Genomic DNA, 24,173 nt, shown 5'->3' on the forward strand with positions numbered 1-24,173 from the left:
CGGTCTTTTCTGGGGTCCCGCCATGAAATTTGCCCGTCTCGCCGCCGCGGCCGCGCTGGCCGTTGCCGTTGCCGCTGCCCTGCCCGCGTCCGCCGGTTCTCAGCGCAATATCGTGATCTTCGTCGCCGACGGGCTGCGTTACACCTCGGTGACCCCGGACACCGCCCCGACCATGGCCCAGATCCGGCGCGAGGGGGTGGATTTCACCAACAGCCATTCCAGCTATCCGACCCTGACGACGGTCAACGCCGCGGTCATCGCCACCGGCCATTTCCCAGGCGACACTGGCAACTACGGCAACTCGCTGTGGGTGAATTTCCCGGTGCCCTGCCGCCTCAACGGGACCGTCACATTCGTCGAGGACGACTGCATTCTGCGCGACATCAAGGGGCACTATCCGAACGACTACATCGCCCAGACCACCATCATCGAGGCCGCCCGCAAGGCCGGCTACAACACGGTGGTGATCGGCAAGAAGGGTCCGACGGCGATCCAGTTCCTGCCCGCGCTCGATTCCAAGAACGAGACCGTCGACGGCCCGCTCGGCCTCTTCATCGACGACTCCACCGGCACCCCCACCAATGCGGACGGCAGCCCGACCAAGTCGACCATGCTCGGCAAGGATCTCGGCGCCGACATCGCCAAGGCCGCGGCCGGCATCCCGGTCCCGCCGCACGCCGGCACGCCCAACATCGTGCAGCAGGCGTGGCTGCGTCAGGCGGTGACCCAGGTCATCATTCCCCGTCTGAAGGAGTCGGGTAAGCCGTTCGCGATCCTGTTCTGGTCGCGCGATCCCGACACCACCCAGCACGGCGCGCTCGACAGCGACGGCAAGCTCGTGCCCGGCATCAACTCGACCAGCGCCCGCGCCGCAATCCGCAACGCCGACGCCAGCTTGAAGGACATTGTTGAGACTCTGAAGCAATACGATCTCGCCGAGAACACCAACGTCTTCGTCACCGCCGACCACGGCTTTTCGACCATTGCGAAGTCCATTCCCGCGGCCGATGGCACCGTGGGACGTCCGACTCTGGCGCCCGGATTCCTGGCGCTCGATGTCGGCGGCTGGCTCGGCCAGAAGGTGTTCGATCCCGACCGCGAAGGCGCCGAACTCGATCCCGCCTCCGGCGAACGTCCCGCCCAAGGCAACGGCCTGATCGGTCCTTCGGCCGCCGCCCCGCAGGCGATCGTCGTCAGCAACGGCCCGACCGGTTTCATCTATGTGCCTTCGGGCGACCGCGCCGTCGCCAAGACCGTCGTCGCCAAGCTGATCGAGCAGCCTTATGTCAGCGGCCTGTTCGTCAACGACGCCCTCCTCGCCGCCGGACCGAAATCCGACTTCGCCGGCGCCTTGCCGATGAGCGCGATCAATATGATCGGCTCCTCGAAAATGCCCCAGCCGGCGATCATCGTCTCGATGCGCACTTTCCTGATCGGCGGCTGCCTCGAGGCCGAGCCGCAGATGTGCCAGGCCGAAATCATCGACGGCGGTCTGCATCAGGGTCAGGGCATGCACGGCAGTTTCGGCCGCGGCGACACCCGCAACTTCATGGCCGCCATCGGTCCCGATTTCAAAAAGGGCTATGCCGACAAGGCGCCGGTCGGCAACGTCGACATCACGCCGACGCTGGCGCACATCCTCGGCCTCTCCCTCGCCGGTCCCGGCACCCTGAAAGGCCGCGTGATGGAAGAAGCCCTGGTCGGCGGCAAGGAGCCGAAGGTCGAGAAGCGCAACCTCGTCTCCGACAAAGCCGCCAACGGCTTCCACACCATCCTCAACCAGCAGCAGGTCGGCGACACCAAATACTTCGACGCTGCCGGCATGCCGGGACGGACCGTGGGATTGGTGGAGAAGTAGAAAGGCCCTCTTTCCTCCCCCGCTATTCGACCACCGTGCGGCTTGCAGGTCGCGACAACGCCTGGGAGGAAAGATGGATCGTCTCCGCGCGTCAGGCAGGAAGACGGCTGCGCGGCTTCGAAACACTCGCGATAATCAGCTCGCACAGGAGCAGCGGCACGAAGATCGCGACGAAGTAAAACGAGAAGTATCCCGCCCTATCGATCAATATCCTCAGCATGAAGCCGATGAAATCGACGTGGACGTGGGGGTAGCCTAAGGTGGCCTTCCAAGCGCCAACAAAAATTGAGACTTCCCAGCCCACTGGCCAGAGCCACAGGACCGTCGTCCGCAACAGCGTTTTCAGGAACGGCTTGCCGGGGGCCGTCCAGAAGCGCGCGATCGCGAGTTCCACAAGCCACAAAGTCGCGAACACGCCGCCATAAAACAGCGACAGGGCGGGCACCAGCAAACCGACATAGCGCGGAGACCACCATATCAATCCGTGGATGGAGGCCGCCAAGGCCACAAACCCGGCCGCCGCACGCAGCAGCGATTTAGAGAATATCTGCATCAGTTCGATCCTTTCGCGATAGCTCGCCCACACGCAGCCCACAGCCCAGGCAAGCGCTTCCCGGTCTTCCGGCATCGTGTCGAATTCGGCCCGCATGGCTTCCGCCCATTCGCTGAGCCTTTCCGGCATCACGGCCGCAGCATGATCGATCAAACGTTCGGCAAATCGGCGTGCGATGGTCATGCCGGCTTCCCCGCCAGTTTGCCGCCCGGCGCAGCGCGCGTGCCCTTTTCCGCATCGAACGACAGAGCCAACGCCTTGCCGCTCGCCGTCAGGCGATAAGCATGCCGCGGCGGCCGTCCCGGCTCGGCCTCTTCCCATTTCGAGTCCAGCAAGCCTTGATCGGAAAGCCGGATCAGCAGCGGATAGAGCGTGCCCGATTTCAGTCCGGTGGCCTTCGACAAGTCATAGCCGTGCCGCCAGGACAGCGGCTTTTCGAGCAGTGCGCTCAAAACGGCGCGGGTCTGAAGCGATTGGTTCGGTTTCGGTGCCATGACAATACTCTACATATGTAGACTATCGCCGTCAAGGGGCGTCCGCTCGCCGGAACGCGCAGGGATCACGCGACGGTGATTGTGCGTTGGCTGCATGTCGCGTTACGACGAGTCCCCATCGACCGAATTGGGAAACGAAATGATCGACGCTTTCTCGGTTGCGCCTTACGACGGCGAAAATCCGGACACCGTCTACGATCTGATCCTTCCGATTCAGCGCGAGGAATTCGGTGTCGCCATTACGCGCGAAGCACAGCCCGACCTCGCCGATATTTCGTCCTTCTATCAGCACGGCAACGGCAATTTCTGGCTGGCCGTCAGATCCGGCACGGTGATCGGCACGATTGCGTTGAAAGACATCGGCGGCGGCCAGGTCGCCTTGCGCAAGATGTTCGTCCGCCGGCAGGAGCGCGGCAGCGGCGTCGCCAAGGCGTTGCTCGACACCGCGCTGGCGTGGGCGCGCGCCCGCGGCGTGACGGACATTTTCCTCGGCACCACCGCGCTCTATCTGGCGGCACACCGGTTCTACGAGAAGAACGGCTTTGTCGAGATCGACAAGTCCGCGCTGCCGCAAGCGTTTCCGGTCATGTCGGTCGACACGAAGTTCTATCGTTATCGATTGTAGCTTCCTCGGCGCAGTTGCGCAGCGTCTATCGCGGCTCCGGCTCGGTCGGAGACCAGCTCGTCCGCGAAGGCCTCGCCCGCAAATGGGAAGGCCACCGCCGGTCGTGGTGCGAGTAGCCTCACCACGCCCCCCGACCTTGAAAAATGTATACCGAATGTGTATACACGTCTCTGGCACAACGGAGCCGCCCATGGACGCCCCTGTCAGAAAGAAAGCCCGCGCCCGCCGCGAGACGGTGGTCAACCTACGCATGACCAAAGCGATGCGCGATGTGGTCGACGATGCGGCGACGGCGGTCGGCAAGACGCGCACCGATTTCATTATCGAAAGCACGCATCAGCGCGCCACCGACATCCTGCTCGACCGGCGCCTGTTCGCTCTCGACGAGGCGCAATACGACGCCTTTGTGCGCTCGCTCGACGCGAGACCGGCACCCAATGCCAAGCTCAAAGCGCTGCTCGCGGCCAAAGCGCCATGGGAAAAGTAAGCGGCCGTTCGCCGGTCCTGAGCGGCCCCGCCCCGCTGACCGCCGCGCACTACCTCGGCGCATTCGACTGCGGCCGACCGGTGCTGAACGAGTGGCTGCGCACGCGGGCGCTGAAGAACGAAGGCCGCGGCGGCTCGCGGACCTATGTCGTTTGCACGGAAAACCAGGTCGCCGCCTTCTACGCCGTTGCCGCCGGTGCCGTTACCCGCGAACGCGCGCCCTCCGCGCTCGCCCGCAACATGCCGGACCCGCTGCCGGTTTTGATTATCGGACGGCTTGCGGTCGATACGCGGTACCAACGGATGCGCCTCGGCGCGGCGCTCCTCAAGGACGCGCTATTGCGATGCCTGAATGCGTCGCGCGAGATCGGCGCCACCGCCGTCCTCGTTCACGCGCTCGACGACGAAGCCGCCGCGTTCTACGCCCAATACGGCTTCAAACCCTTCCCGCAAGAACCCCGCACGCTCTATCTGCCGATGGCGTGGGTGGCGAAGGGTCTATGAGAGCCGGTACGAATTCCGGCCTCGCATCAGGCGCGCGAAGAACACCTCCGGCGTGCCGACAAAATTGATGGTCGCACCCGGAGCGTTCCACGGCATCGCCTCTTTCGCGCGCATCGGCAAGAAATTCACCGCCGCCTAGCGCGGCGAACTCGCCGACCCGGCGGAGTAACGGATACGTAAAACGGGCGTCCCGTTTCACGAGCCTCTTTCTGCCCCCGCGGGCGCAAGATTCTCGTCACCGGTACAAAGACCGTGGGGGAAGTGCCCGCCAGGGCGAAGGGGGCTCATGCTTCATTTCAAAGCGACACGATGCTTATCTCGTCATTGCAAGCGGACAATTCCGTGTCAGGCCCCCTTCTGTTTCCGCAGAGATAATATCCTATCTACAATCGCGAGCACTGTATCTGGACCATGGCCAGCAGCGCTGGCCCTAGTGACGATTTCTGTTAGCACGAACGGGTTTTTCAGCGCGTGCTTGTCTTTCGGAATACCATAGAAAGTCTTGCACTCAGTGAGAAGACCTTGAAACAGATCGGACCCGATCTCGCCTTGCAACGAACGCTCGAGTTTCACTTCAAAGCACGCGCATCGCTCTGAAACAAATGATGGCCAATCTTCTTCAGGTTGATTGAACAATCTCAGTAAGGTGCGATTTTGAGCTTCTGTGTTGTCAACTCCTTTATCACTGTCCCAAACGACATAAATGGGTATGTTAAGCTGAGAAAATATAGCAGCCGCGCGATCGAGATTACCTTTCCCATTGCAAGGAATTATCGCGCACCCTTGGCTTTCCAAGTCGATCCCGCGTAGCGCCTTTGCTACGCCTTTTATTGCCGCTCTATCCCCTTCACCCTCCACTAGTACAGCTACATCGGCAAAGAAGCCTTCATTAGTCCATGGTGTCATGAGTGCGGTGACGCGAGGCTTAATTGACTCACCAGTGAATTTTTGCCCAGGTTCGCCGTTTGCCTTCCAAATCAACTCGGCAATTTCATCCCACGTCGTTGCAGCGACGCTCGTGACTTTTGGTGCAGAGCTATCCAACTTGGTGCGGGTGCACCGCCGAACGTTATCGAAGCTGTCTATGCCAACGAAAAGTGGTGAGTGAGTTGCATAGATCACTTGTGTAGATGATGCCACTCCCGGAATTTTCCCGGCTGCAAGCTCATATAGAACCCGAGCAAAATGCCGTTGCCGATTGGGGTGCTGGTAAAGTTCTGGCTCCTCAATTGCGAGGATGAGATTCAATTCGGGCGTTGAAGGCTCAGATAAAACACGATCTACGTCAGATTGCCCTTCATTAGCTGTGCTTCGGACAACCGCAAGATGTTGAAGCAATGAAAGGATGAAAGCTCTCTGCAAACCATGACCAACCCTCGAAACTGGCAGGTGAAAATCGTCCTCAACCAAGCGAACGTCTGCTTTAGGAGGTGGTAAATTGACCCCTTCGGTTGGGAGCCAATTAAGCGCAACATCCGTATCCTGATAATACGTATGCAATGTGTCTCCGAGCGATGTTTCCAAGCTTCCCAGTTCGGGCAGACGCGCAGGGTCGGTGAGCTCTTGGTACCGCGTCTCGATTTCGCTGCGTAGGTTCTCAATTTCCTTATTTGTTGCAAGGGCGGCACGGACGACAAGGTCCATTAATTGCGTAATTGCTGATCCCCGTGTGTCGCGCGCATCGTCACCAGCATCCCGAACTGCTGGGATCATAATAAAGCGCGTCAAATCATTGAGATAACCTCTTGCTACGTTTTGAAAGCCGATGAACTGCCCATCGTCGCGCGCAAGCTCAAGCTTATCGGCATTTTTTGAGTCCGCCTCCCATTGCTCAAGAGCTTCAGCAACAGCAGCTTGCGAACGCGCTGGCGGCAATGATGACTCGTACGGTTCCCGGTTTCTAAGTTCGGCGTACTTATTAATCTGCTCTCGCCCAGACAGTGCTCTAACTTCGCTAAAGTCGGCATTCCTGTAAGCAAATCCGAAGTACCGGCCATTGGTTTTCGGATTTAGTGAGAGCACCCTCACCACCGGTAACTCGCCTTCATGGACGCGAGTATAAAAACGTTTATTTTCGATCGTGGATAAATTTTTGAAAGTGACCGCGATCTCAATATCTTCAGATGATTGGCGGTTATAGAAATCGTCCAAGGTAACAATTGGTGACGGGGAATAAAAAAGATCAAGAGCATTGAGAAAACAGGACTTTCCAGCCCCGTTTGGCCCCACTAGTGCAGTAAGGTTATCACAAACAATTTTTGCATCTTTCAAAGAGCGGAAATTGGTCACGTGAACGGAACTGATTTTCATGGCATACCCCCCTTGATTGGTTCGAATATAGAAGAAGTGGACTGCCGGGCAAAATTTGCTTCCTACACTCGCCTTTGCACCCGCCTCTCACTCGCCGAAAAACGTGATAATTCTGTACGTTTGCTCTCTTGAACTCCGCTGCGCGGGTTCCCACGTCTATTCCTGCAATGACAGGAGTGACGGCCATCAGGTGCGCGAGGACGATCATCGCGGCCGGTAATACAGTCCGAACGACAAGTGCATACAGAGGCTTCGACGCGTGAGCTTGTGGCGCGCCATGCAGGGCCGATCCAGTGTTCCGGGGTGCCAGGGCCCCGCCGCGCGAGCGGACAATACATTGGCGGCCGAGCTGCGAACCTCGCTGAACCGGTCAGGTGCAGGCCCATTCGCCGTGACACGCGAATGCAAGACTTGCCGCCTCCAAGTCCGGAAAGAACGGCGGGGATAGGGTCCCGCCTTTTCTTTATGGCGCCGCTACTTCACCTTCCCCGCCGCGTTTTCCAGCACCACGTTGGACAGCACCGCGGTGTCGGCCTTGTCGGGCAGATGCGAGCAGAAACCGATGCCGACATAGAACGGCGCGTTCAGCTTGAGCGTGATCGGCGGGCCGAACTGGTGCATCGGTTCGCCTTCGAGGCTGATCCACAGCGTGAATTCGTCGCCGCGTTTTTCGATGCCGATGCGTTTGGCGATCACCGGCACCAGATCGTCGGGCGACTTGCCGCCGGGGCGTCCGCGGCCGCCCATGCGGTATTCCATGTCCTTCACCCGCGCGCCCGTCGTCGGGCGCTCAGCCAAATGGACCATACCGCCGCCATGCAGCGCCACGATGGCTTCGGCGGAATCGTCGTCGAGGCTTTGGCGGATAATGAGAACCGCTTTGCGGTCGTCGTAGCCTTTCGGATCGGGATAGGCGATGTCGGCCGCCAGCGAGACGTCGCCGCTCATCTTTTTCCACAGGTAACGGAATTCGTCGCGCGAGTACCAGACGTTATAGCCCGCCGAGATGATCGTATAAGCACCGGTCGCCTTGTCGAACGAGGCGCTGCCCGGCACCACCGCGCTGCCGACATCGGACTGGCCGTCGAACACGCCGATGGGCGTATGGAAGGTCGTGGTGGCGCGATGGAAATCGGCCGGCGGCGCCACCTGGGTGCGGGTGGCCGAACCCGGCTGCGCCCAATCGGGGACCACCGGTTTGTCGGCGGCAACCGCGGCGGCGGCAGACAGAGCGAATACGAGCGCAAGGCGGAGCATGGCGTTTCCCTCGGGTTTTGCCGCCACGATAGACGAGTCCGCACCCGCGCAGGAGCCGACATTGGTCGGACCCGCGCCCCGGCGTTTCGGCGCATTGACATTAATCTTCTTATCCCCGAACCATCCCAGCACAAAAATTTCACTGGGAGCGGCAGCCGGCCGGCCATCATGACGGATTCCAACCAGACGCAAATTCCTGACATCAATGGCTTTTTTGGCGAATGGGGCGGGCGTTTCGTGCCGCCGCAGCTCGAGGCCGTCATCAAAGAGGTCGAACAGGCTTATCTCGCCATCCGTCAGGACCCGACCTTCTGGGAAGAATATCGCTATCTTCTGAAGAACTACGTCGGCCGTCCCTCGCCGCTGTGGCGGGCGCAAAATCTCACCGCCAAGCTCGGCGGCGCCCAGATCTATCTCAAGCGCGAGGACCTCAATCACACCGGCGCGCACAAGATCAATCACTGCCTCGGCGAGGCGTTGCTGGCCAAGCGGATGGGCAAGAAGCGCGTCATCGCCGAGACCGGTGCCGGACAGCATGGCGTGGCGCTGGCGACCGCAGCGGCGCTGGTCGGGCTCAAATGCGAAATCCATATGGGCGCGATCGACATCGCCAAGCAGCATCCCAACGTCATCCGCATGAAGATGCTGGGCACCAAGGTGATTGAAGTCAGCCAGGGCGGCGCCTGTTTGAAAGACGCCGTCGACAGTGCCTTCACCGATTTCGTCACCAATCACGACGACACCTTCTTCGCCATTGGTTCCGTCGTCGGTCCGCATCCCTATCCGATGATGGTGCAGGACTTCCAATCCGTGGTCGGCCGCGAAGCGCGCGCGCAGATTCAGGAACAGGCCGGCCGCCTGCCCGATTATCTCGTCGCCTGCGTCGGCGGCGGCTCGAATGCGATGGGCTTATTCACCGCGTTCCTGGAAGACAAGGACGTCGCCATCATCGGCGTCGAACCGGCCGGCAAGGGTTCACAGCCCGGCGAGCACGCCGCGACGCTCACCTACGGCACGCCGGGTACGCTGCACGGCATGAAGACGTATCTGTTGCAGGACGACAAAGGCGAACCGCTGCCGGTGCATTCGATCGCCTCGGGCCTCGATTATCCCGGCGTCGGACCGCTGCATGCGTATCTCAAAGACATCGAGCGGGTGCAGTACGTCTCCGCCACCGATGCCGAGACCCTCGCCGCGTTCCAGGAGCTTTCTGAGGTGGAAGGCATCATCCCCGCCCTCGAAAGCGCCCACGCCGTGGCGCACGCGATCAAGCTCGCGCCCACGCTCGGCAAGGACAAGATCGTGGTGGTCAACCTCTCCGGCCGCGGCGACAAGGATATCGATTACGTCGCCGAAGTGCTGGGGATGTAACCTACCCTAGCACCTTCACCACCCGCGCGAACGGGTTGCCGAATTCGAGGCGGCGGGTGAAGCCGAGCTTTTCGACCAAGCTGAGGATCTTGCGGTTTTCACAATCGACCATGCCCCAGACTTCGTGCAGGCCGACGTCGTGCGCATAGTCGAGCAGCATCTTCTGCATCAGCATGCCGAGACCTTTGCGCTGCAGATCGCTGCGTACGATGATGGCGAACTCGGCGCTCTTGCGGCAGCTGTCGTGTACCAGGCGGGTGATGGCCATTAGATCGCCCTTCACGCCCTCGGCCACGAACGCCATCGTGCGGTCGTAGTCTACCTCGGTGAACTTGGCGATCAGCGCCTGCGATACCTGCATGATCCCGGTCATCAGCCGGCGCCGGATGTCCTCGATGGTGCACAGTTTGGCGGCGGCGATGTAGCCGTCGGTGTCGTCTTTCCGCACCGGACGGACCAGAAGCCGTTCGCCCTGCCACAGCACTTCGCGGACCAGATGGCTGGGATAGATCGAGGTCATGCCTGCACCATAGCAGCAAGCCGGCCCCGCCGCTGCCCAAATACTTCCTGGGAGGAATTTTACGGATATAGCGCCTTACGCAACTATATTACAAGATTTAGCTGGGGAGCTGCTTTTTACGCTTGCACTGTCGTCGCGGGGCGTTTCGTCAGGCGCCAAGCAATTGCGAATCCGGTATCACGGCCGGATGCGGATTATCGAAACCACCGCCGATCTTCAGAACCTCGCCCAGGAACTGGCGACGGCCCCTTATGTCGCCCTCGATACCGAGTTCATGCGGGACTCGACCTACTGGCCCAAGCTGTGCCTGATCCAGATTGCGGCGCCCGACGTCGCGGCGATCATCGATCCGATGGCGGAAGGGATCGACCTCACGCCGTTCTTCGAACTGATCGCCAAGCCCGAGATCATCAAGGTGCTGCATGCCGGCCGCCAGGACATCGAGATCTTCTGGCATACCGGCCGCGTCATTCCCGATCCGCTGTTCGACACCCAGATCGTCGCGATGGTTTGCGGTTTCGGCGAAGCGGCCTCCTACGAGACGTTGGCGCGTAAGCTCGCGCAGGCCGACGTCGACAAGTCGGCACGCTTCACCGATTGGGCGCGGCGCCCCCTCACCCGCCGCCAGCTCGAATACGCGCTCGCCGACGTGACGCATCTGCGCGTGGTCTATGAAAAGCTTTCGGCCGAACTCGCGCGCACGGGTCGCGCCAGTTGGGTGGCGGAAGAAATCGCCGCGCTGAAGAGCGAAGAATTGTACGCGCTTGATCCGACGCTGGCCTGGAAACGGCTCAAGCCGCGCACCGCGAACAAGCGTTTCCTGACAGCGCTTGCCGCCGTAGCCGAATGGCGCGAACGCGAAGCCCAGGCGCGCGACGTGCCGCGCAACCGCGTGCTCAAGGACGAAGTCCTCTTGGAACTCGCCGCCAGTCCGCCGGAAGACGGCGATGCGCTGGAGCGGATCCGTGCCGTCCCGAAAGGCTTTGGTGCATCGAAGATGGGCAGGAGCCTGCTCGATGCCATTGCCGCCGCCAAGAACAATCCGCCGCCGGCGTTCGTGCCCGACATGAACCGCCACCGCCATCGCGATCCCTCGCCCGCTGCCGTCGATCTGTTGAAGACCCTGTTGCGGCTCAGGGCCGAGCACGCCCGCGTGGCGCCGCGCCTGATCGCCAACGCCGAGGACATCGAACGCCTCGCCGCCGGCGAAGACGAAGGTGTTGCCGCGCTCACCGGCTGGCGCCGCGAAGTGTTCGGCAAGGACGCCATCGCGCTCCGCAACGGCCAGCTCGCCATCGCCCTCGAAAACAACGAGGCGGTTGTCGTGGAGTTGGAAGACTAGGCCAGCGGCAGTGCGATCTTCACGCGCAAGCCGCCGCCGTCGCGGTCTTCGAATGTCAGCGTGCCGCCCGCGACTTTCACCACTTCGCTGACGATCGCGAGGCCAAGGCCGAAGCCGCGCTCGTTGAGATTGCGGGCATTGTCGCGGCGATAAAACGGTTCCAGCACCGCCGCGCGTTCCTCGGGCGGAATACCGGGACCGCGATCTTCCACGACCAGCTCTGCCGTCGCACCCGATGATGACAGCCGCACGTCCGCTTCGCTACCGTATTTGAGGGCGTTGGAGATCAGATTTCCCGCTGCCCGCGCGAATGCCGCCGGGGCGATACGGACCATCACCGGTGTTCCCGGCAGGAATTCCCGCACCGGCCCGCCCGTTTCCGCAAAACCGGCGATGACATTCTTCAGCAGCGGAGCGATATCGACCGGCGTATCGCCATCACCGTCGTGCTGCAGCTTGGCAAGCGCCAGCGTCTCTTGCATCAGCCCGTGCATGTCGTCGATGTCCCGGATCGCCCGTGCCCGCTGATCGGCGTCGGCGATATACTCCGCCCGCAAACGAAGTCGGGTGAGGTAGGTGCCGAGATCGTGTCCGACGGCGCTGATGATACGCGTGCGCCCGCGCACCAGATCGCCGATATTGGCCCGCAGCCGGTTAAAGGCGGCGATCAACTGGCGCAGTTCCATCGTGCCCTCTTCCTTGAGCGTCGAGGCTTCCAGCCGCGTGCCGAACTGCTCGACCGCCTTGGCCAATTGCTCCAGCGGCTTCATCTGGCGGTTCATGAACCACAGCGTGCCGAACCCGATCAGCAAAGTGACTGCCAGCGCCAGCACTCCGAGACGCACGCCGGTGAAACGCTGCGATGCCGGGCCCATCGCCTCGATCACCAGGAGTTTGCCGTTGCGCAACCCGATCACGATGCGCACCGGCGATGTTGCGCGCACCGTCTCGTTGCCAAGGCGGACATCCGGCGACCGATCGAGGCGGCGCAATCCTGCCATGATCGAAACGGGACGCCCGTCCATGGCGGCGAGATAAGCGCGTAACGCCACCGTCACGCCCGGCATCGCCAGTCCGCCGCGGGTCGCGGGCGGCGCATCGAGGACCGATACTTTGGTCGCCGGCGTACTGATCGCGGCGGTCGCCGTCGGCCATTGCGACGACGGCAGGTTTTCGATCAGGTCCGCCATGGCAGCCGCCTGCCGCGGCAAGGGCAATACCACGCCGTAAACGCGTCCGGGCCGCTGCAACATGATGAACGTCAGCATCATCGCGCTGAACACCAGCGCCAATGCGGCAGCGACGATCAATCCGAGGCGCAACGACAATCGCACGGCTCAGTCCTTTCGCACCGCGGTTGCGAACATGTAGCCGGCATTGCGCACCGTCTTGATCAGCGCCGGTTTCGACGGGTCTGCTTCGATCTTCCGGCGCAAGCGCGACAGCGCGACATCGATCGAACGGTCGAACGCTTCCCAACTCCGTCCTTTGGTCAAATCCATCAACTGGTCGCGCGTCAGGACCCGCATCGGCCGCTCGACAAAGACCGCAAGCAGATCGTAATCGCCGGTCGACAGCGCGATCTCCTCGCCGCCGCGATGCAGCCGATGAGCATCGATATCGAATACGAAGTCCTCGAACCGCACCCGCCGCGATGACGTCGTCGCGGGAGCTGCCGCCGGCGCGGTCCGCCGCAACACGGCACGGATGCGCGCTACCAGTTCGCGCGGATTGAACGGCTTGGCGACATAGTCGTCGGCACCGACTTCGAGTCCGATGATGCGGTCGATGTCGTCGGACTTCGCCGTCACCATGATGATCGGGATGTTGCCGTCCGCCCGCAGCCGCCGGCAAATCGACAGTCCGTCTTCGCCCGGCAGCATCAGATCCAGCAGAATGAGATCGGCGGGGCATTCCGCCAAGAGGCGATCCATCTCGGCGCCGTTCTCGGCCACGCGCGCAGAAAATCCTTCGCGTACCAAAAACGCGCTGACCAGTCCGGAGATTTCGCGATCGTCCTCGACGACCAGAATGGCTTGCCCCATGGCCAAGTTTTGCTCCGCGTCCGGCGCGACTGCAAGCGCCGTTACACGGCGTTACAAACCGTTTCCTCCCCGCAATCGTCCCGATACCGCACACGGCCATGGTCCTTCGCATCCAAGAGGACATCCCCCATGAATGCGAAAAAACTCTCATTTGCCGTCGCCGCCTTGGTCGCCGCGTTCTCGTTCTCCGCCACCACCGACGCCGCGATGGCAGGCCGTGGTTTCCACCGCTCGGTGCACGCCCAAGGCGCTTACGGCCGCGGCTACGACAAGCACGTCGACCGCTCTTGCGCCGGCGGCACTTGCACCGGCCACCGTTCGCTCCAGACCAATCGCGGTTACGGCTATACCTCCGACCGCTATCGCTCCTGCGCCAACGGATCGTGCAACAGTTCGACGACCGTTCGCGGCAACAACGGCAACACCTGGACCCGCGATCGCGGCGTCACCAACAGCGACGGCTCGTTGAACTGGTATTCGAACACCACCGGCCCCAACGGCTCGGCGTCCCGCAGTGGCACGTGGTCAGGCCCCCAAGACTGATCGCCGGCCTCGCCGGTCCGACTGTTCTCCGCCGGACCGGCTTTTCCTTCTACGATGGCTCGTCATGAAAAAGCTCATTCCCATTCTCGCCGCGTCGTTCCTTCTCTCCGGCTGCGTGATGGCGGCTCGCCACGCCGCTCATCGCATCGGCACGGCCGTCGATCCGCCCGCCGTCCACGTCAGCGGTCCCGCGCCCAAAGCGCTGGTCGACAAACTCAACGATATCGCCCGCTCGGGTACACCGGTCACGGCGATCGTGATGAAGGACGGCAAGCTCCTCTATCGTGTTGATGTCGGAAAGATCGACGCAAACACCCGCTACCCCGTCGCCTCGGCCAGCAAGTGGATGACCGCCGCACTGGTGATGACCGTGGTCGATGAGGGCAAACTGAATCTCGATGCGCCGATTTCGACGGTGCTGCCGGAGTTTCGCGGCGACGCCGGACGCATCACCTTGCGCATGTTGCTGGCCCAGACTGCCGGCCTCGGCAATCTCCGCGCACGGGTGGATGTGCGTCAGGACCCGCGCATCACGCTGGCGCAATCGGCAGCCGACATCGCAGCGCGGCCGCTCGCCAACCCGCCCGGCGAAGTGTTCGAATACGGCGGACCGCAGTTTCAGGTCGCCGGCGCCATGGTCGAGAAAGTCACCGGCCGCCGCTGGTCGGACCTGTTCGAGGAACGCATTGCACGCCCGCTCGGTATGACGGCGACAGGATGGGAACACCTGCCTGCCCGTGGCGCCACACCGGCAGAGACGCTGAACCCGTTATTGCAAGGCGGCGCCGTCACCACTGCCGACGATTATGCCAAGTTCCTCACCATGCTCGCCGCCAACGGACGGTTCGACGGCCGCCAGATCCTGTCCGAGCGCTCCCTACGCGAGATGGAATCCGTGCAGACGCTCGGCCTCAAGAAAGGTTATCTGCCGCCCGGCGTTCCGTCCGGCTGGGAATACGCGCTCGGCAACTGGTGCGAACAGCTGGCAGCGGATCGCTCCTGCACCGTGGTCTCCAGCCCCGGCGCGTTCGGCACCCTGCCCTGGATCGACCGCCGTACCGGCGTCTACGGCGTCTTCTTCCTCAAGGACCTGTTGATCCGCAACAGCCGTGACCTGCGCGCAGCCCGCGCCGCGGCCATGGCGGCACCGGCGCCGGACGACTGAAAGCCGAATTGCAGGTTGGCGTCCCTCTCCAAAAATCCCATATGGTGAGGGCACCAATCTGCGGAGAGTTCCATGAAGGCCGTTGGCTACCAGATCCCTGGCAACATCGATCGCGAAGACGCTCTCGTCGACATCGAACTGGAAAAACCAGCCGCCACGGGCCGCGATCTGCTGGTTGCCGTGGAGGCGATTTCGGTCAATCCGGTCGATACCAAGGTTCGCCGCGGTGCCGCTCCGGAACCCGGCCAGTGGAAGGTCCTCGGCTGGGACGTCGCCGGACGGGTCGTCGAGGTCGGCGATAAGGTGTCCCGCTTCAAGCCCGGTGACGAGGTTTTCTATGCCGGCTCGATTACGCGTCCCGGCGCCAATAGCGAATTCCATCTGGTCGATGAACGCATCGTCGGCCGCAAACCGAAGCGGTTGTCGAACGCCGAGGCGGCCGCGCTGCCTCTGACCGCCATCACCGCCTGGGAGATGCTGTTCCACCGCCTCGACATCAACAAGCCGGTGCCCGGTGCGGCCAACGCCGTGCTTATCATCGGCGGCGCCGGTGGCGTCGGATCGATTGCCGTTCAGCTCGTCCGCGCCCTCACCAACGTCATGGTGATCGCCACCGCCTCACGTCCCGAAACGCGGGAATGGGTGGAGGAACTCGGTGCCCATCATGTCATCGATCATTCCAAGCCGATGGCCGATCAGATCGCGGCGCTGAAGAACGGTGCGCCCGCCTTCGTGTTTTCGACCACCCAGACGGACCGCCACTTCGACGATATCGTCGCCCTGATCGCGCCGCAGGGCCGTTTCGGCCTGATCGACGATCCGGAAAAGCTCGATGTCATGAGTTTCAAGCGCAAGGCGGTGTCCACCCATTGGGAGCTGATGTTCACCCGCGCGATGTTCGAGACCCCCGACATGGGGGAACAAGGCAAGCTACTCGACACGGTGGCCGTGCTGGTCGAGGACGGCGACATCACCACCACGGTGACGGAGGTCCTGAAACCGATCAACGCCGCCAACCTGAAACTGGCCCATACCCGCATCGAAAGCGGTAAGACCAAAGGCAAGATCGTGCTGGAAGGGTTTTAGGGAGAGACCGTCATCCCCGACGCGCCACGGCGCCTCTTTCCTCCCCCGCGGCATCGCGAACAACGACCCGCACTGTCTGAGGAAAGCGGAGGGTGCCGATCAAGCGCAGCGCGTGAGGCGGAGGGGGACCGAATAAGCGCCGGAGCAATCCCCCCTCCGTCGCCTTATGGCGCCACCTCCCCCGCTATCTCAACATTGTGCGTGCTTCCAAGGCACGGCACCGCGAGGGAGGAAAGCGAGAGTGTGGTTACTTCTTCTCCGGCGGCGCCCAACCGTCCTGGCGCGGCTGGTCGGCGGGGACGAAGGTGCCGAGCATGCACGGCGTGCCGCGGCGCAGAACGTAGAACACCTGCATGTTGGAGCAGACTTCGCCGCCCCAAATCTGCCAAGCGATGCCCTGCTCGAACTTCAGGCCCGGACATTCGCGCGGCAGCTCGTTGCGCCACACCTTCACCGGCCCGCCGTTCATGCGGAACAGAATGGTTCGGTTGTCCGGATAGGACATGCTGTTGATGTCCGAGGTCCGGATGCAAATCTGACGGGGCTTGGCAGGCTGAGCCGGATCGGCGGCGTTCGCAGCGGTCACGCCCGCGAGACCGGCGGCCAAGGCAAACAGGATCAGCTTCTTCATAGGTCACTCCCAGCAAAAGCGCGCGGCGGCTGGCACCGCGAGACTGCGCTCCGGCCGGGAGAATCCCACTATTCGGATGAACCGGGCATGAACGGGTCGGCGCCGCCGGTTGCGAGTTCCGCCTCTTCCGGCCCTTCGTACGGATCCTCGTCCGGACCGAGCTGATCGGAGGGCGTCGGAACGTCGAGACCGTTCGGCGGCACGGCTTCGAGGAACCCGGCAGCCTTGAGTTCTTCCATTCCGGGAAGATGAGAGATGTTCTCCAGTCCGAACTGGACCAGGAAGGCCTCGGTCGTGCCGTAGGTCACCGGGCGGCCCGGCGTACGCTTGCGGCCGCGGATCTTGATCCAGCCGACTTCCATCAGCGTGTCGAGCGTACCCTTGGACAGCATGACGCCGCGGATGTCTTCGATTTCGGCGCGCGTCACCGGCTGATGGTAGGCGATGATGGCGAGCGTTTCGATCGCGGCGCGCGACAGCTTCTTCTGCTCGGGCTTTTCCTTGCGCAGCAGGAACGCCAGATCGGCGGCGGTACGGAACTGCCACTTCTCCGCGACGCGCACGAGATTTACGCCGCGGCCTTCATATTCCTTCTGAAGTTCGGCGATGATCGCCGCGACATTGGAACCTTCCGGCAGCGATGCCTTCAACGCCTCTTCCGACAAGGGTTCCGCCGACGCGAACAGCAGCGCTTCGCACATGCGCATATGCTCGGGATTGATCCCTTCCTCGGCCGCCGGAGCCTCTTCCGACGCTTCGGCGACTGGCTCGCCGACCGCTTCGGCCGTCTCGGGCGCGGCTTCGGTCACTACTTCCAATGCGGGAGCGGTTTCTTCGGCGGGTTGATCCGAACTCGGCGGTACGCTTTCGTCTGACACGTTTTGTCCTTCACTGACCGGCATCGACACGTCCGTCTCTTCGGCAAGGTCTTCTTGCACCTTCAGAACGCCGTTCATGCGGATGCCTCTTTAGCAAGGTCTTTGATGAATAGGTCTTCGAACGGCGCCATCTGGCGCAGTTCGACACGGCCGTCACGGGCGGCTTCCAGGCAGGCCATGAACATGCTGGCCATGGCCGAACGCCGCCGCGGACCGCCGGTCCACCCCTCCGGCAGCAGCGATGCCAGATTGCTCCAATCGGGGATTTTCCCCAACAGCCGTTCCAGCCGCTCGCGCGCCTGATCGATCAGCATCACCGGCGAAGCCCGGAGCTGATAGTTCTTGCCGCGCATCTTCTTGACCCGCTCGCCGGCATAGGCCGACAGCAGATCGTACATCGTGTCCTTGTAGGTCTTCAGCTTCACGACATTGACCGGCTCGGGCATGCCGCGGGCAAAGACTTCGCGCCCCAGACGGTCGCCGGCCATCAGGCGGGCCGCCGCTTCGCGCATCTGGTCGAGGCGCTGCAACCGCCAGCGCAGGCGCATCGCGAGTTCGTCGGGCGAGGGCTCGCCTTCCTTCTGCTCCGGCTGCGGCAGGATCAGGCGCGACTTGAGATAAGCCAGCCAAGCCGCCATGACGAGATAGTCGGCAGCCAGTTCCAGGTTCATCCGCTTGGCCTGCTCGATGAACTCGAGATACTGGTCGGCCAGCTTCAGGATCGAGATCTTGGCGAGGTCGACCTTCTGGGTCCGCGCCAGCGACAGAAGAACGTCGAGCGGGCCTTCGAAGCCGTCGAGCGTAACGACGAGCTTCTCGTCCTCGGTTGCCGGCGGCAGCTCGATGGTCTCGAAAGTGTCGGCCAGTTCTTCGCTCATGCCACAAGCAACTCTTTGAGCCGCGCCTCGGCGGCAATACGATCAAATTCGACAGGCGTACGCAGATGGCCGAGGGCCGTTTCCGCACGTTTCAGCCACTCGCCTTCGAGCGGCTTGGCCTCGGTGGCCACGTCCTTCATTTCGTCCATGCCGCCGTTGCAGTGAAGCACGACATCGCAGCCTGCGAACAGCGCCGCCTTGGCGCGGGCCGAAAGCGGCCCGGAAAGCGCCTGCATGGACAGATCGTCGGTCATCAGGAGCCCTTGGTAACCAATTTCGCCCCGAATCACTTCGTGAACGACTCGAGGACTCAGGGTGCCCGGACGGTTCGGATCGATCGCCTCATAGACCACATGGGCGGTCATGGCCATGGGACAATGGGCCAGGCTGCGGAAAGTCACGAAATCGGCTGCGGATAACTGCTCGCGGGACGCGGTGACGCGCGGCAGGTCCAGATGGGTGTCACACCCCGCCCGGCCGTGACCGGGGGCATGCTTCATGACCGGCAGGACGCCGCCGTCCATCAGCCCGTCCATAACGGCCCGTCCAAGCTCGATGACCACAGTCGGATCGGTCGAAAAGGCGCGGTCGCCGATCACGTCATGGGCGCCCGGCACCGGCACATCGAGCACCGGCAGGCAGTCGACGTTTACGCCGATTTCCGCCAGATCGCAGGCAATCAACCGGGCGTTGAGATAAGCGGCATCGGCCGCGGTCTTGGCATGCTCGCGGTGGAGCGTGCCGAACACGCCCTGCGGCGGGCGGGCCGGCCACTCCGGCGGCCTCAGGCGGGCGACCCGGCCGCCTTCCTGGTCGATCAGGACCGGCGCTGCCGCATCGCCAACGGTCTCACGCAAAGAGTCTGTCAGAGCGCGGACTTGCTCGCGGTTCTTCACGTTCCGTCCGAACAGAATGAAGCCCCACGGCTGTACGTCGCGGAAGAAGTCCCGCTCACTCGGTTCGAGTACGGGCCCCGAACAGCCAAAGATCACGCGTCGACGCATGGACTATTTCGCCAGGAAGCAGGAGCCGCCTTGTGCCTTCAGACGATCGCATACCGCGACCGCCGCATCCTTGTCGGCGAACGAAGCAATGCGCAGGCGGTACCAGGTGCCCTTATCGCCCAGATCTACTTTCTGAACGTCCGGTCCGAAGCCATTGAGAAGCGCCGCATGTTTGGACTGGTAGGCCTTCCACGCCGTGCGTGCTTCGGCATCCGATTTGAAGGCGCCGAGCTGCAACAGATAGCTGCCCGAGGCCGCGGATTTCGCCGGTGCATCCACCGGCTTCATGGTTGCCGGTTTCAGCGGCGGCGGCGTGACGGGCTTGGCCGCGGCGGTCGCGGCCGGGGGGACTGCCGCGGGATGGGCGCCACCGAGCTGGGCCGGCGGCTTGGTCGCCACCTGCGGCTTGGCCGGTTCGTCCGTCGCCGGTTGGGTATACGGCTTGGCGGCGGCAACCTGCTGCTGCGGCTTGGGCGGCGGCGCGGACTGGGCGAATGCCTTTGGGGCAACCTGCTGTTGCGGTGCCGGCTGGGCGGTTTTGGGTCCCATCAGCGGCGGCGGAGGCGGCACGGCGGCGGTCTGGGCCGGTTGGACCTGGGGAGCCGGAGTCTGCGGTCCGGGGGCCGGCTGGGTCTGAGCCGGCTGGGGCTGGGCTGGAGGCTGTGCGACCGGGGCCGTTGCGGCGGACTTCTGGGCTGCGCCGTCCTCTTCGGGGCCGGCGGACTGCTGGTAGACCTTGATCCCGCTGTCGTCGGCCTTGGTGGTGGCGGCGATGCGCACCGGACCGTCACTGCGGCCGCGGGCGACGCCCTGGTTATAGGCAAGCCAGACCACGCCGCCGAACGCCGCCAGCACCAGAATGGCGATGATGATCACGACCGGAAGGTGCGAGCCCTCGTTGTCGTCCTCGTCGTTTCCGCCGTCATAGTCGCGTCCGTCCCGGTCGTCGTCCCGGTCCCGTGTGGCGCGGTCGAAATTCGCCATAGGCATGCTCCGAATCTCAGGACCTCGAAGCTAGCACCCCGGCAAGGCCGAATCACGGCGTGGTAAACCCCAGGGGGCTGCTAGAGCCGCACGTCCTTGTGGAAAATGCGTCTGTATTCCTGGATGGCGTAGCCGTCGGTCATGCCGGCAATGTAGTCGCGTACCACACCCTTGGTCACGGCGTCGGCGGGGGCGCCGCAGGTCGCGGCCCAGCCGGGCGGCAGCAGCGCCGGATTTACCGCCAAAACCCCGAACAATTCGGCGATCAGCGCCTTGGCCCGGTTGCGCGTCGCCGTGACCCGTTTGTGCCGATACATATGGACGAACAGGAAGTCCTTGAGCGCCTGCGCATCGGCCCCCATGCGTTCGGAGAACGAGGCCAGCGCCCTGCCCGCACCCCGCACCTCCGCCACCGAGCCGGGCTTGGCCGCCGCCAGCCGGGTCTGGGTCTCAGTCAGTAGATCGGCCACCATATCGCCGATCAGTCTACTGACGAGTTCGCCGATGAAGCGGCTGGCCTCGAGCTCGCCGTAGCGATCCATGATCTCTTTGGCGCGGGGACCGGCGAGCGGCGCCGTCAGCAGCTCGTCCACCGAGAACAACCCGGCGCGAAGCCCGTCGTCGATGTCGTGGGTGAGATAGGCGATGTCGTCCGACAGCGCCGCGACCTGCGCTTCCAGTCCCGGCCATGACGTCAGTTCGAGCGACCAGCGTGCATTGAAGCGGGCGATCGGCTCCGGGATGCGGCCGGTCAGCGGTCCGTTGTGTTTGACCAGTCCTTCCAGCGTCTCCCAGGTGAGGTTCAGGCCGTCGAAGCGGGCGTAGCGGTGCTCCAACCTGGCCACCAGCCGCAGCGCATGCGCGTTGTGATCGAAGCCGCCGATTTCTTCCGTGGCGGCATCCAACGCCTCCTCGCCCGTATGCCCGAACGGCGTATGGCCGAGGTCGTGCGCCAGCGCCACGGCTTCCGCAAGGTCTTCATCCAGCGCCAGCACCCGCGACGCCGAGCGGGCGATCTGGGCCACTTCCAGCGAATGGGTCATGCGGGTGCGGTAGTAGTCGCCCTCGTGCTCGACGAAGACTTGCGTCTTGTGTTTCAGGCGCCGGAACGCCGTGGAATGCAGGATACGGTCGCGGTCGCGCTGATAGCAGGTCCGGGTGGCGCTTTCGGGCTCGGGAAACAGCCGTCCGCGGCTGTGGTCCGGAAAGGTGGCATAGGCCGCACGCCCCGGTGGATGAAACACCGGCCCCAGCCGTCCGGCGGGTTTGCTTGTATCGGCCATTTTCCTAGATTTTCCTTTTTCGCGCTTGCAGAACGGAAAACCGGTTCCCACTTTTCCTGCGAGCGCTTTGGACCAAGACTCGCTAGGATTATCGCATGTCCGATATGACCACCGAAACCGCCCCCGTTGCCGTTACTGCCCGCGCCGCGCGCCAGATCGCCAAGATCATCGCCGCCGAGGGCTCGCCCAAAATGCTCCGCCTGTCGGTCTCCGGCGGCGGTTGCTCCGGGTTCCAGTACCATTTCGACCTCGACGACAAACCGGCCGAAGACGACCTCATCATCGAGCGCGACGGCGTCAAGGTACTGGTAGATGCGATATCGCTGGAGTTCCTTGAAGGTGCGGAACTCGATTACGTCGACGAACTGATCGGCGCCGCGTTCAAGGTCAACAACCCCAACGCCCGCTCCTCCTGCGGCTGCGGCACGAGTTTTTCGATCTGAGCCTTGCACACTTTGCGACAAAAGTAGCGATTTTGTCATGAAGCCGGCTTAAGTGCCGGTCGTTTCCGCAGCGTGGTACTCCCGTAGGGCACCCGCCTGGAACCGCTATGGCGACAGCGTTTCGCGACCGCATTCCTGCGTTTCTGCTGGTGGCGCTGCTGCACGTCGCAGCGGCGATCGCCTTTCTCAACGCGCTCATTGTCGAGCGGGAACCGCAGAAACCGAAAGCCGAGGAACACGAAACCCAGATCACGCTGGCGCCCGCACCGCCGCCGCTGCGGCTCGAACCGCGCAAACGCCGAATGCCGGCCGCCGGAGGCTCCAATACCATCACGGCACCTTATTTTAATCCGTACACGTATAATGGACCGTCGTCTGGCGCGGGCACGGGCAACGGCATCGCACTGGCGCTGTCCGCCTGCGATCCCGGCCATTACGACCTTGCCTCGCGCGAAGTCCGCGCCATTTGCGATCGCATCGGCTTGGCGATGAGGAACGATCCGGGCCGCTTCGGCGTCGCGTCCGACGTTTCCGATCCTCAGCATTGGCACCGCGAGCTCGCGCGCCGTGAATCGCCATATCTCGCGCCCTGCATGTCGCCGAACGGCCTCGATGTTCTCTACACGCTGTCGTGCCTCTACGAGAACGTGTTCATCGGCTACAAGCCCGAACACCGCCGACGCTATTCGGAGTAACGGCCCAGGTGTATGCTCCCGTTCGCGGGAGGGGGCTCATGCGCAAAACGTGGCTGAAGCCGGTTCTGACGGCCGTGCTGTTTCCGGTCGTGCTGCTGGCCAGTATTGCAGCGTTGGACGAGTTCTCCGGCAGCGACAGACTGCCGTGGACGAAATCCCGGCATTCACGAGAACAAATCATAAGCCTTGCCGAAGCACAGTGCTTCCGCCGCTATCCCGACCACGAAAAATTCCGCCCGTGGCACGCAAAATTGTCCGACGGTCGTTGGCTGATTAGGGGCACGCGAAGCGGCCTGCCCTGGATTATCAGTGGGCACTTCGACACGGTCATGCTCGCGGTGATCGATGATCAAAACGAAGTGATGTCGAGTTGCTCGGTATTTGCGTACGACTAACGGCTTACTTCTTCTTCTCGTCCTTCACCGTGATCTTCACGCTCGGCGGCGGCACTGCGGGGACGGCGCGCCAGTCGCGGGCGCATTGCACCACGTAGGGCGAATATCCGCGCGGATTATCGCAGAAATACCAGTTGGCGGTTTGCGGCGGACCGGCCTGGGCCTTGCCCGGCGCAGTCACCGGGATCGACTCGAAGCCGGCCGGGCACGCCGTCACATACGGGAAGAACGCCTTCTTTTCCTCGCACCATTGCCAGTCGGAATAGCTCAGCGGTGTCACTGTGCCCGGCGGCGGCGGCGAGATCGGAATGCGCGTCCACTCGTGGCTGCACTCCTTCACATAGGGATAATACCCGTCCGGCGCATCGCAGTAGTTCCAATAGGCCGTGATGCCGACCGGCAGATCGCCCGGCACCACCAGTCCGCGCGTCGAGGTCGGCGGATAATCGTCGTCGCCATAGATGTTGTTGGGATAGTACTGCGGCGGGTACGGATAATAGTATTGCGAATACGGATACGGCGGATACGGCCACGTCATCGGCATCGGCGGATAGGGATAAAACGGCCCGCCCCAGATGTGGTCATCGCGATGGCGACGATGGTCGCCTTTGCCGTCGTGACCGCCCGGATGCATGCCGGGTTTCGGCATGCCGGGCTGGACATTGCCGGGTGCGGTCGGCAACCCCGCATGTCCGAGCCGGGGGTTGAACGGCGGCGGCGCACCGTTCGGCGATGTCTGGTCCGACGGCTTGTCGGCCGCCACGGCGGCTGCCGACAAAAGCAGCAGGACGGCAAATCCGGAGAGAACTCTGCGCATGGCCCA

The 24,173-nt window shown here is 63.0% G+C and carries 26 protein-coding genes; 12 read left to right on the forward strand and 14 right to left on the reverse strand.

All coding sequences use genetic code 11. The features are described 5' to 3' along the window. Positions 1-22: 22 nt before the first annotated feature. Positions 23-1,858, forward strand: coding sequence for an alkaline phosphatase family protein (locus tag FHS84_RS03495; RefSeq protein WP_166930448.1), 1,836 nt, complete (start codon positions 23-25; stop codon positions 1,856-1,858). 91 nt (positions 1,859-1,949) lie between these two features. Here FHS84_RS03495 and FHS84_RS03500 read toward each other — a convergent pair whose 3' ends face one another. Together FHS84_RS03500 and FHS84_RS03505 are read right to left on the reverse strand one after the other, a co-directional pair. Next, positions 1,950-2,594, reverse strand: coding sequence for a hypothetical protein (locus FHS84_RS03500; protein ID WP_166930450.1), 645 nt, complete (start codon positions 2,592-2,594; stop codon positions 1,950-1,952). Then, a complete protein-coding gene (locus tag FHS84_RS03505; RefSeq protein WP_166930452.1) occupies positions 2,591-2,905 on the reverse strand; it encodes a PadR family transcriptional regulator in 315 nt (104 codons plus the stop codon). Before FHS84_RS03505 ends, FHS84_RS03500 begins: the two co-directional genes overlap by 4 nt. Before the next feature lie 139 nt (positions 2,906-3,044). Between FHS84_RS03505 and FHS84_RS03510 the strand changes: the two genes are divergently transcribed. The 3 genes from FHS84_RS03510 to FHS84_RS03520 all read left to right on the forward strand — a co-directional run bounded on the left by FHS84_RS03510 (position 3,045) and on the right by FHS84_RS03520 (position 4,520). After that, positions 3,045-3,530, forward strand: a complete 486-nt coding sequence (locus FHS84_RS03510; protein WP_166930454.1) for a GNAT family N-acetyltransferase — start codon at positions 3,045-3,047, stop codon at positions 3,528-3,530. Positions 3,531-3,720: 190 nt separating this feature from the next. Further along, positions 3,721-4,017 (forward strand): type II toxin-antitoxin system TacA family antitoxin, encoded by a 297-nt coding sequence (locus FHS84_RS03515; protein WP_208393678.1) that lies wholly within the window; start codon positions 3,721-3,723, stop codon positions 4,015-4,017. Continuing rightward, a complete protein-coding gene (locus FHS84_RS03520; RefSeq protein ID WP_166930458.1) occupies positions 4,005-4,520 on the forward strand; it encodes a GNAT family N-acetyltransferase in 516 nt (171 codons plus the stop codon). The genes FHS84_RS03515 and FHS84_RS03520 overlap by 13 nt, the downstream gene beginning before the upstream one ends. Positions 4,521-4,865: 345 nt before the next feature. Here the strand turns inward: FHS84_RS03520 and FHS84_RS03525 are convergent, their stop codons facing one another. Both FHS84_RS03525 and FHS84_RS21085 read right to left on the reverse strand, forming a co-directional pair. Next, complete coding sequence (locus FHS84_RS03525; RefSeq protein ID WP_166930460.1) at positions 4,866-6,830, reverse strand: AAA family ATPase; 1,965 nt, start codon at positions 6,828-6,830, stop codon at positions 4,866-4,868. Between the two features lie 474 nt (positions 6,831-7,304). After that, on the reverse strand, positions 7,305-8,087 hold the full coding sequence (locus FHS84_RS21085; protein ID WP_208393679.1) for a hypothetical protein: 783 nt from the start codon (positions 8,085-8,087) through the stop codon (positions 7,305-7,307). Positions 8,088-8,255: 168 nt separating this feature from the next. On the opposite strand from FHS84_RS21085, the gene trpB reads away from it, so the two are divergent. Further along, entirely contained in the window at positions 8,256-9,458 is a 1,203-nt protein-coding gene (gene trpB / locus FHS84_RS03535) for a tryptophan synthase subunit beta (protein ID WP_166930462.1), read from the forward strand. A 1-nt stretch (position 9,459) separates the two neighbouring features. On the opposite strand, the gene FHS84_RS03540 is transcribed toward trpB, so the two are convergent. Continuing rightward, entirely contained in the window at positions 9,460-9,978 is a 519-nt protein-coding gene (locus FHS84_RS03540) for a GNAT family N-acetyltransferase (protein WP_166930464.1), read from the reverse strand. Positions 9,979-10,165: 187 nt separating this feature from the next. On the opposite strand from FHS84_RS03540, the gene rnd reads away from it, so the two are divergent. Further along, positions 10,166-11,320: a ribonuclease D gene (gene rnd / locus FHS84_RS03545; protein ID WP_208393680.1), complete on the forward strand. Its 1,155-nt coding sequence runs from the start codon at positions 10,166-10,168 to the stop codon at positions 11,318-11,320. Here rnd and FHS84_RS03550 read toward each other — a convergent pair. Then, positions 11,317-12,654 (reverse strand): ATP-binding protein, encoded by a 1,338-nt coding sequence (locus FHS84_RS03550; RefSeq protein WP_166930466.1) that lies wholly within the window; start codon positions 12,652-12,654, stop codon positions 11,317-11,319. The genes rnd and FHS84_RS03550 overlap by 4 nt on opposite strands. A 3-nt stretch (positions 12,655-12,657) precedes the next feature. Continuing rightward, positions 12,658-13,365 (reverse strand): response regulator, encoded by a 708-nt coding sequence (locus tag FHS84_RS03555; RefSeq protein ID WP_166930468.1) that lies wholly within the window; start codon positions 13,363-13,365, stop codon positions 12,658-12,660. A 129-nt stretch (positions 13,366-13,494) separates the two neighbouring features. Between FHS84_RS03555 and FHS84_RS03560 the strand changes: the two genes are divergently transcribed. The 3 genes from FHS84_RS03560 (at position 13,495) to FHS84_RS03570 (ending at position 16,159) form a co-directional block, all read left to right on the forward strand. After that, the gene (locus tag FHS84_RS03560) at positions 13,495-13,908 is read left to right on the forward strand and encodes a hypothetical protein (protein ID WP_166930470.1); all 414 of its coding nucleotides are present in this window, start codon (positions 13,495-13,497) and stop codon (positions 13,906-13,908) included. A gap of 64 nt (positions 13,909-13,972) precedes the next feature. Next, positions 13,973-15,073, forward strand: coding sequence for a serine hydrolase domain-containing protein (locus FHS84_RS03565; RefSeq protein ID WP_166930472.1), 1,101 nt, complete (start codon positions 13,973-13,975; stop codon positions 15,071-15,073). Positions 15,074-15,145: 72 nt separating this feature from the next. Next, entirely contained in the window at positions 15,146-16,159 is a 1,014-nt protein-coding gene (locus FHS84_RS03570; RefSeq protein ID WP_166930474.1) for a zinc-binding alcohol dehydrogenase family protein, read from the forward strand. Positions 16,160-16,406: 247 nt separating this feature from the next. On the opposite strand, the gene FHS84_RS03575 is transcribed toward FHS84_RS03570, so the two are convergent. From FHS84_RS03575 to FHS84_RS03600, 6 genes are all read right to left on the reverse strand, one after another. Continuing rightward, complete coding sequence (locus FHS84_RS03575) at positions 16,407-16,790, reverse strand: hypothetical protein (RefSeq protein WP_166930476.1); 384 nt, start codon at positions 16,788-16,790, stop codon at positions 16,407-16,409. Positions 16,791-16,858: 68 nt separating this feature from the next. Next, positions 16,859-17,746 (reverse strand): SMC-Scp complex subunit ScpB, encoded by an 888-nt coding sequence (scpB, locus tag FHS84_RS03580; protein ID WP_208393681.1) that lies wholly within the window; start codon positions 17,744-17,746, stop codon positions 16,859-16,861. Continuing rightward, positions 17,743-18,546: a segregation and condensation protein A gene (locus FHS84_RS03585; protein WP_166930478.1), complete on the reverse strand. Its 804-nt coding sequence runs from the start codon at positions 18,544-18,546 to the stop codon at positions 17,743-17,745. The genes scpB and FHS84_RS03585 overlap by 4 nt, the downstream gene beginning before the upstream one ends. After that, positions 18,543-19,550, reverse strand: coding sequence for a beta-N-acetylhexosaminidase (gene nagZ / locus FHS84_RS03590; RefSeq protein ID WP_166930480.1), 1,008 nt, complete (start codon positions 19,548-19,550; stop codon positions 18,543-18,545). Before nagZ ends, FHS84_RS03585 begins: the two co-directional genes overlap by 4 nt. Positions 19,551-19,553: 3 nt before the next feature. Further along, positions 19,554-20,534, reverse strand: a complete 981-nt coding sequence (locus tag FHS84_RS03595; RefSeq protein WP_166930482.1) for an SPOR domain-containing protein — start codon at positions 20,532-20,534, stop codon at positions 19,554-19,556. A gap of 80 nt (positions 20,535-20,614) precedes the next feature. Further along, positions 20,615-21,817, reverse strand: a complete 1,203-nt coding sequence (locus FHS84_RS03600) for a deoxyguanosinetriphosphate triphosphohydrolase (protein ID WP_166930484.1) — start codon at positions 21,815-21,817, stop codon at positions 20,615-20,617. Between the two features lie 95 nt (positions 21,818-21,912). On the opposite strand from FHS84_RS03600, the gene erpA reads away from it, so the two are divergent. From erpA to FHS84_RS03615, 3 genes are all read left to right on the forward strand, one after another. Then, positions 21,913-22,260, forward strand: coding sequence for an iron-sulfur cluster insertion protein ErpA (gene erpA / locus FHS84_RS03605; protein ID WP_166930486.1), 348 nt, complete (start codon positions 21,913-21,915; stop codon positions 22,258-22,260). A 107-nt stretch (positions 22,261-22,367) separates the two neighbouring features. Further along, positions 22,368-22,955: a hypothetical protein gene (locus FHS84_RS03610; RefSeq protein ID WP_166930488.1), complete on the forward strand. Its 588-nt coding sequence runs from the start codon at positions 22,368-22,370 to the stop codon at positions 22,953-22,955. A gap of 38 nt (positions 22,956-22,993) precedes the next feature. Continuing rightward, positions 22,994-23,350 (forward strand): hypothetical protein, encoded by a 357-nt coding sequence (locus tag FHS84_RS03615; protein ID WP_166930490.1) that lies wholly within the window; start codon positions 22,994-22,996, stop codon positions 23,348-23,350. 4 nt (positions 23,351-23,354) lie between these two features. On the opposite strand, the gene FHS84_RS03620 is transcribed toward FHS84_RS03615, so the two are convergent. After that, entirely contained in the window at positions 23,355-24,167 is an 813-nt protein-coding gene (locus FHS84_RS03620) for a hypothetical protein (RefSeq protein WP_166930492.1), read from the reverse strand. Positions 24,168-24,173 lie beyond the last annotated feature (6 nt).

The sequence above is a fragment of the Rhizomicrobium electricum genome (assembly GCF_011762045.1).
Lineage (GTDB): Bacteria > Pseudomonadota > Alphaproteobacteria > Micropepsales > Micropepsaceae > Rhizomicrobium > Rhizomicrobium electricum.

What these genes read in the sequence shown, in the direction of transcription:
- FHS84_RS03570 (WP_166930474.1), top strand. Translation starts at nt 15,146, where the DNA reads ATGAAGGCCGTTGGCTACCAGATCCCTGGCAACATCGATCGCGAAGAC.
- scpB (WP_208393681.1), bottom strand. Translation starts at nt 17,746, where the DNA reads ATGAACGGCGTTCTGAAGGTGCAAGAAGACCTTGCCGAAGAGACGGAC.
- FHS84_RS03620 (WP_166930492.1), bottom strand. Translation starts at nt 24,167, where the DNA reads ATGCGCAGAGTTCTCTCCGGATTTGCCGTCCTGCTGCTTTTGTCGGCA.
- FHS84_RS03600 (WP_166930484.1), bottom strand. Translation starts at nt 21,817, where the DNA reads ATGGCCGATACAAGCAAACCCGCCGGACGGCTGGGGCCGGTGTTTCAT.
- FHS84_RS03525 (WP_166930460.1), bottom strand. Translation starts at nt 6,830, where the DNA reads ATGAAAATCAGTTCCGTTCACGTGACCAATTTCCGCTCTTTGAAAGAT.
- FHS84_RS03500 (WP_166930450.1), bottom strand. Translation starts at nt 2,594, where the DNA reads ATGACCATCGCACGCCGATTTGCCGAACGTTTGATCGATCATGCTGCG.
- FHS84_RS03585 (WP_166930478.1), bottom strand. Translation starts at nt 18,546, where the DNA reads ATGAGCGAAGAACTGGCCGACACTTTCGAGACCATCGAGCTGCCGCCG.
- FHS84_RS03495 (WP_166930448.1), top strand. Translation starts at nt 23, where the DNA reads ATGAAATTTGCCCGTCTCGCCGCCGCGGCCGCGCTGGCCGTTGCCGTT.
- FHS84_RS03505 (WP_166930452.1), bottom strand. Translation starts at nt 2,905, where the DNA reads ATGGCACCGAAACCGAACCAATCGCTTCAGACCCGCGCCGTTTTGAGC.
- FHS84_RS03575 (WP_166930476.1), bottom strand. Translation starts at nt 16,790, where the DNA reads ATGAAGAAGCTGATCCTGTTTGCCTTGGCCGCCGGTCTCGCGGGCGTG.
- FHS84_RS03515 (WP_208393678.1), top strand. Translation starts at nt 3,721, where the DNA reads ATGGACGCCCCTGTCAGAAAGAAAGCCCGCGCCCGCCGCGAGACGGTG.
- FHS84_RS03595 (WP_166930482.1), bottom strand. Translation starts at nt 20,534, where the DNA reads ATGGCGAATTTCGACCGCGCCACACGGGACCGGGACGACGACCGGGAC.
- FHS84_RS03565 (WP_166930472.1), top strand. Translation starts at nt 13,973, where the DNA reads ATGAAAAAGCTCATTCCCATTCTCGCCGCGTCGTTCCTTCTCTCCGGC.
- FHS84_RS03540 (WP_166930464.1), bottom strand. Translation starts at nt 9,978, where the DNA reads ATGACCTCGATCTATCCCAGCCATCTGGTCCGCGAAGTGCTGTGGCAG.
- FHS84_RS21085 (WP_208393679.1), bottom strand. Translation starts at nt 8,087, where the DNA reads ATGCTCCGCCTTGCGCTCGTATTCGCTCTGTCTGCCGCCGCCGCGGTT.
- FHS84_RS03555 (WP_166930468.1), bottom strand. Translation starts at nt 13,365, where the DNA reads ATGGGGCAAGCCATTCTGGTCGTCGAGGACGATCGCGAAATCTCCGGA.
- erpA (WP_166930486.1), top strand. Translation starts at nt 21,913, where the DNA reads ATGTCCGATATGACCACCGAAACCGCCCCCGTTGCCGTTACTGCCCGC.
- trpB (WP_166930462.1), top strand. Translation starts at nt 8,256, where the DNA reads ATGACGGATTCCAACCAGACGCAAATTCCTGACATCAATGGCTTTTTT.
- FHS84_RS03615 (WP_166930490.1), top strand. Translation starts at nt 22,994, where the DNA reads ATGCGCAAAACGTGGCTGAAGCCGGTTCTGACGGCCGTGCTGTTTCCG.
- nagZ (WP_166930480.1), bottom strand. Translation starts at nt 19,550, where the DNA reads ATGCGTCGACGCGTGATCTTTGGCTGTTCGGGGCCCGTACTCGAACCG.
- FHS84_RS03520 (WP_166930458.1), top strand. Translation starts at nt 4,005, where the DNA reads ATGGGAAAAGTAAGCGGCCGTTCGCCGGTCCTGAGCGGCCCCGCCCCG.
- FHS84_RS03510 (WP_166930454.1), top strand. Translation starts at nt 3,045, where the DNA reads ATGATCGACGCTTTCTCGGTTGCGCCTTACGACGGCGAAAATCCGGAC.
- FHS84_RS03610 (WP_166930488.1), top strand. Translation starts at nt 22,368, where the DNA reads ATGGCGACAGCGTTTCGCGACCGCATTCCTGCGTTTCTGCTGGTGGCG.
- rnd (WP_208393680.1), top strand. Translation starts at nt 10,166, where the DNA reads ATGCGGATTATCGAAACCACCGCCGATCTTCAGAACCTCGCCCAGGAA.
- FHS84_RS03560 (WP_166930470.1), top strand. Translation starts at nt 13,495, where the DNA reads ATGAATGCGAAAAAACTCTCATTTGCCGTCGCCGCCTTGGTCGCCGCG.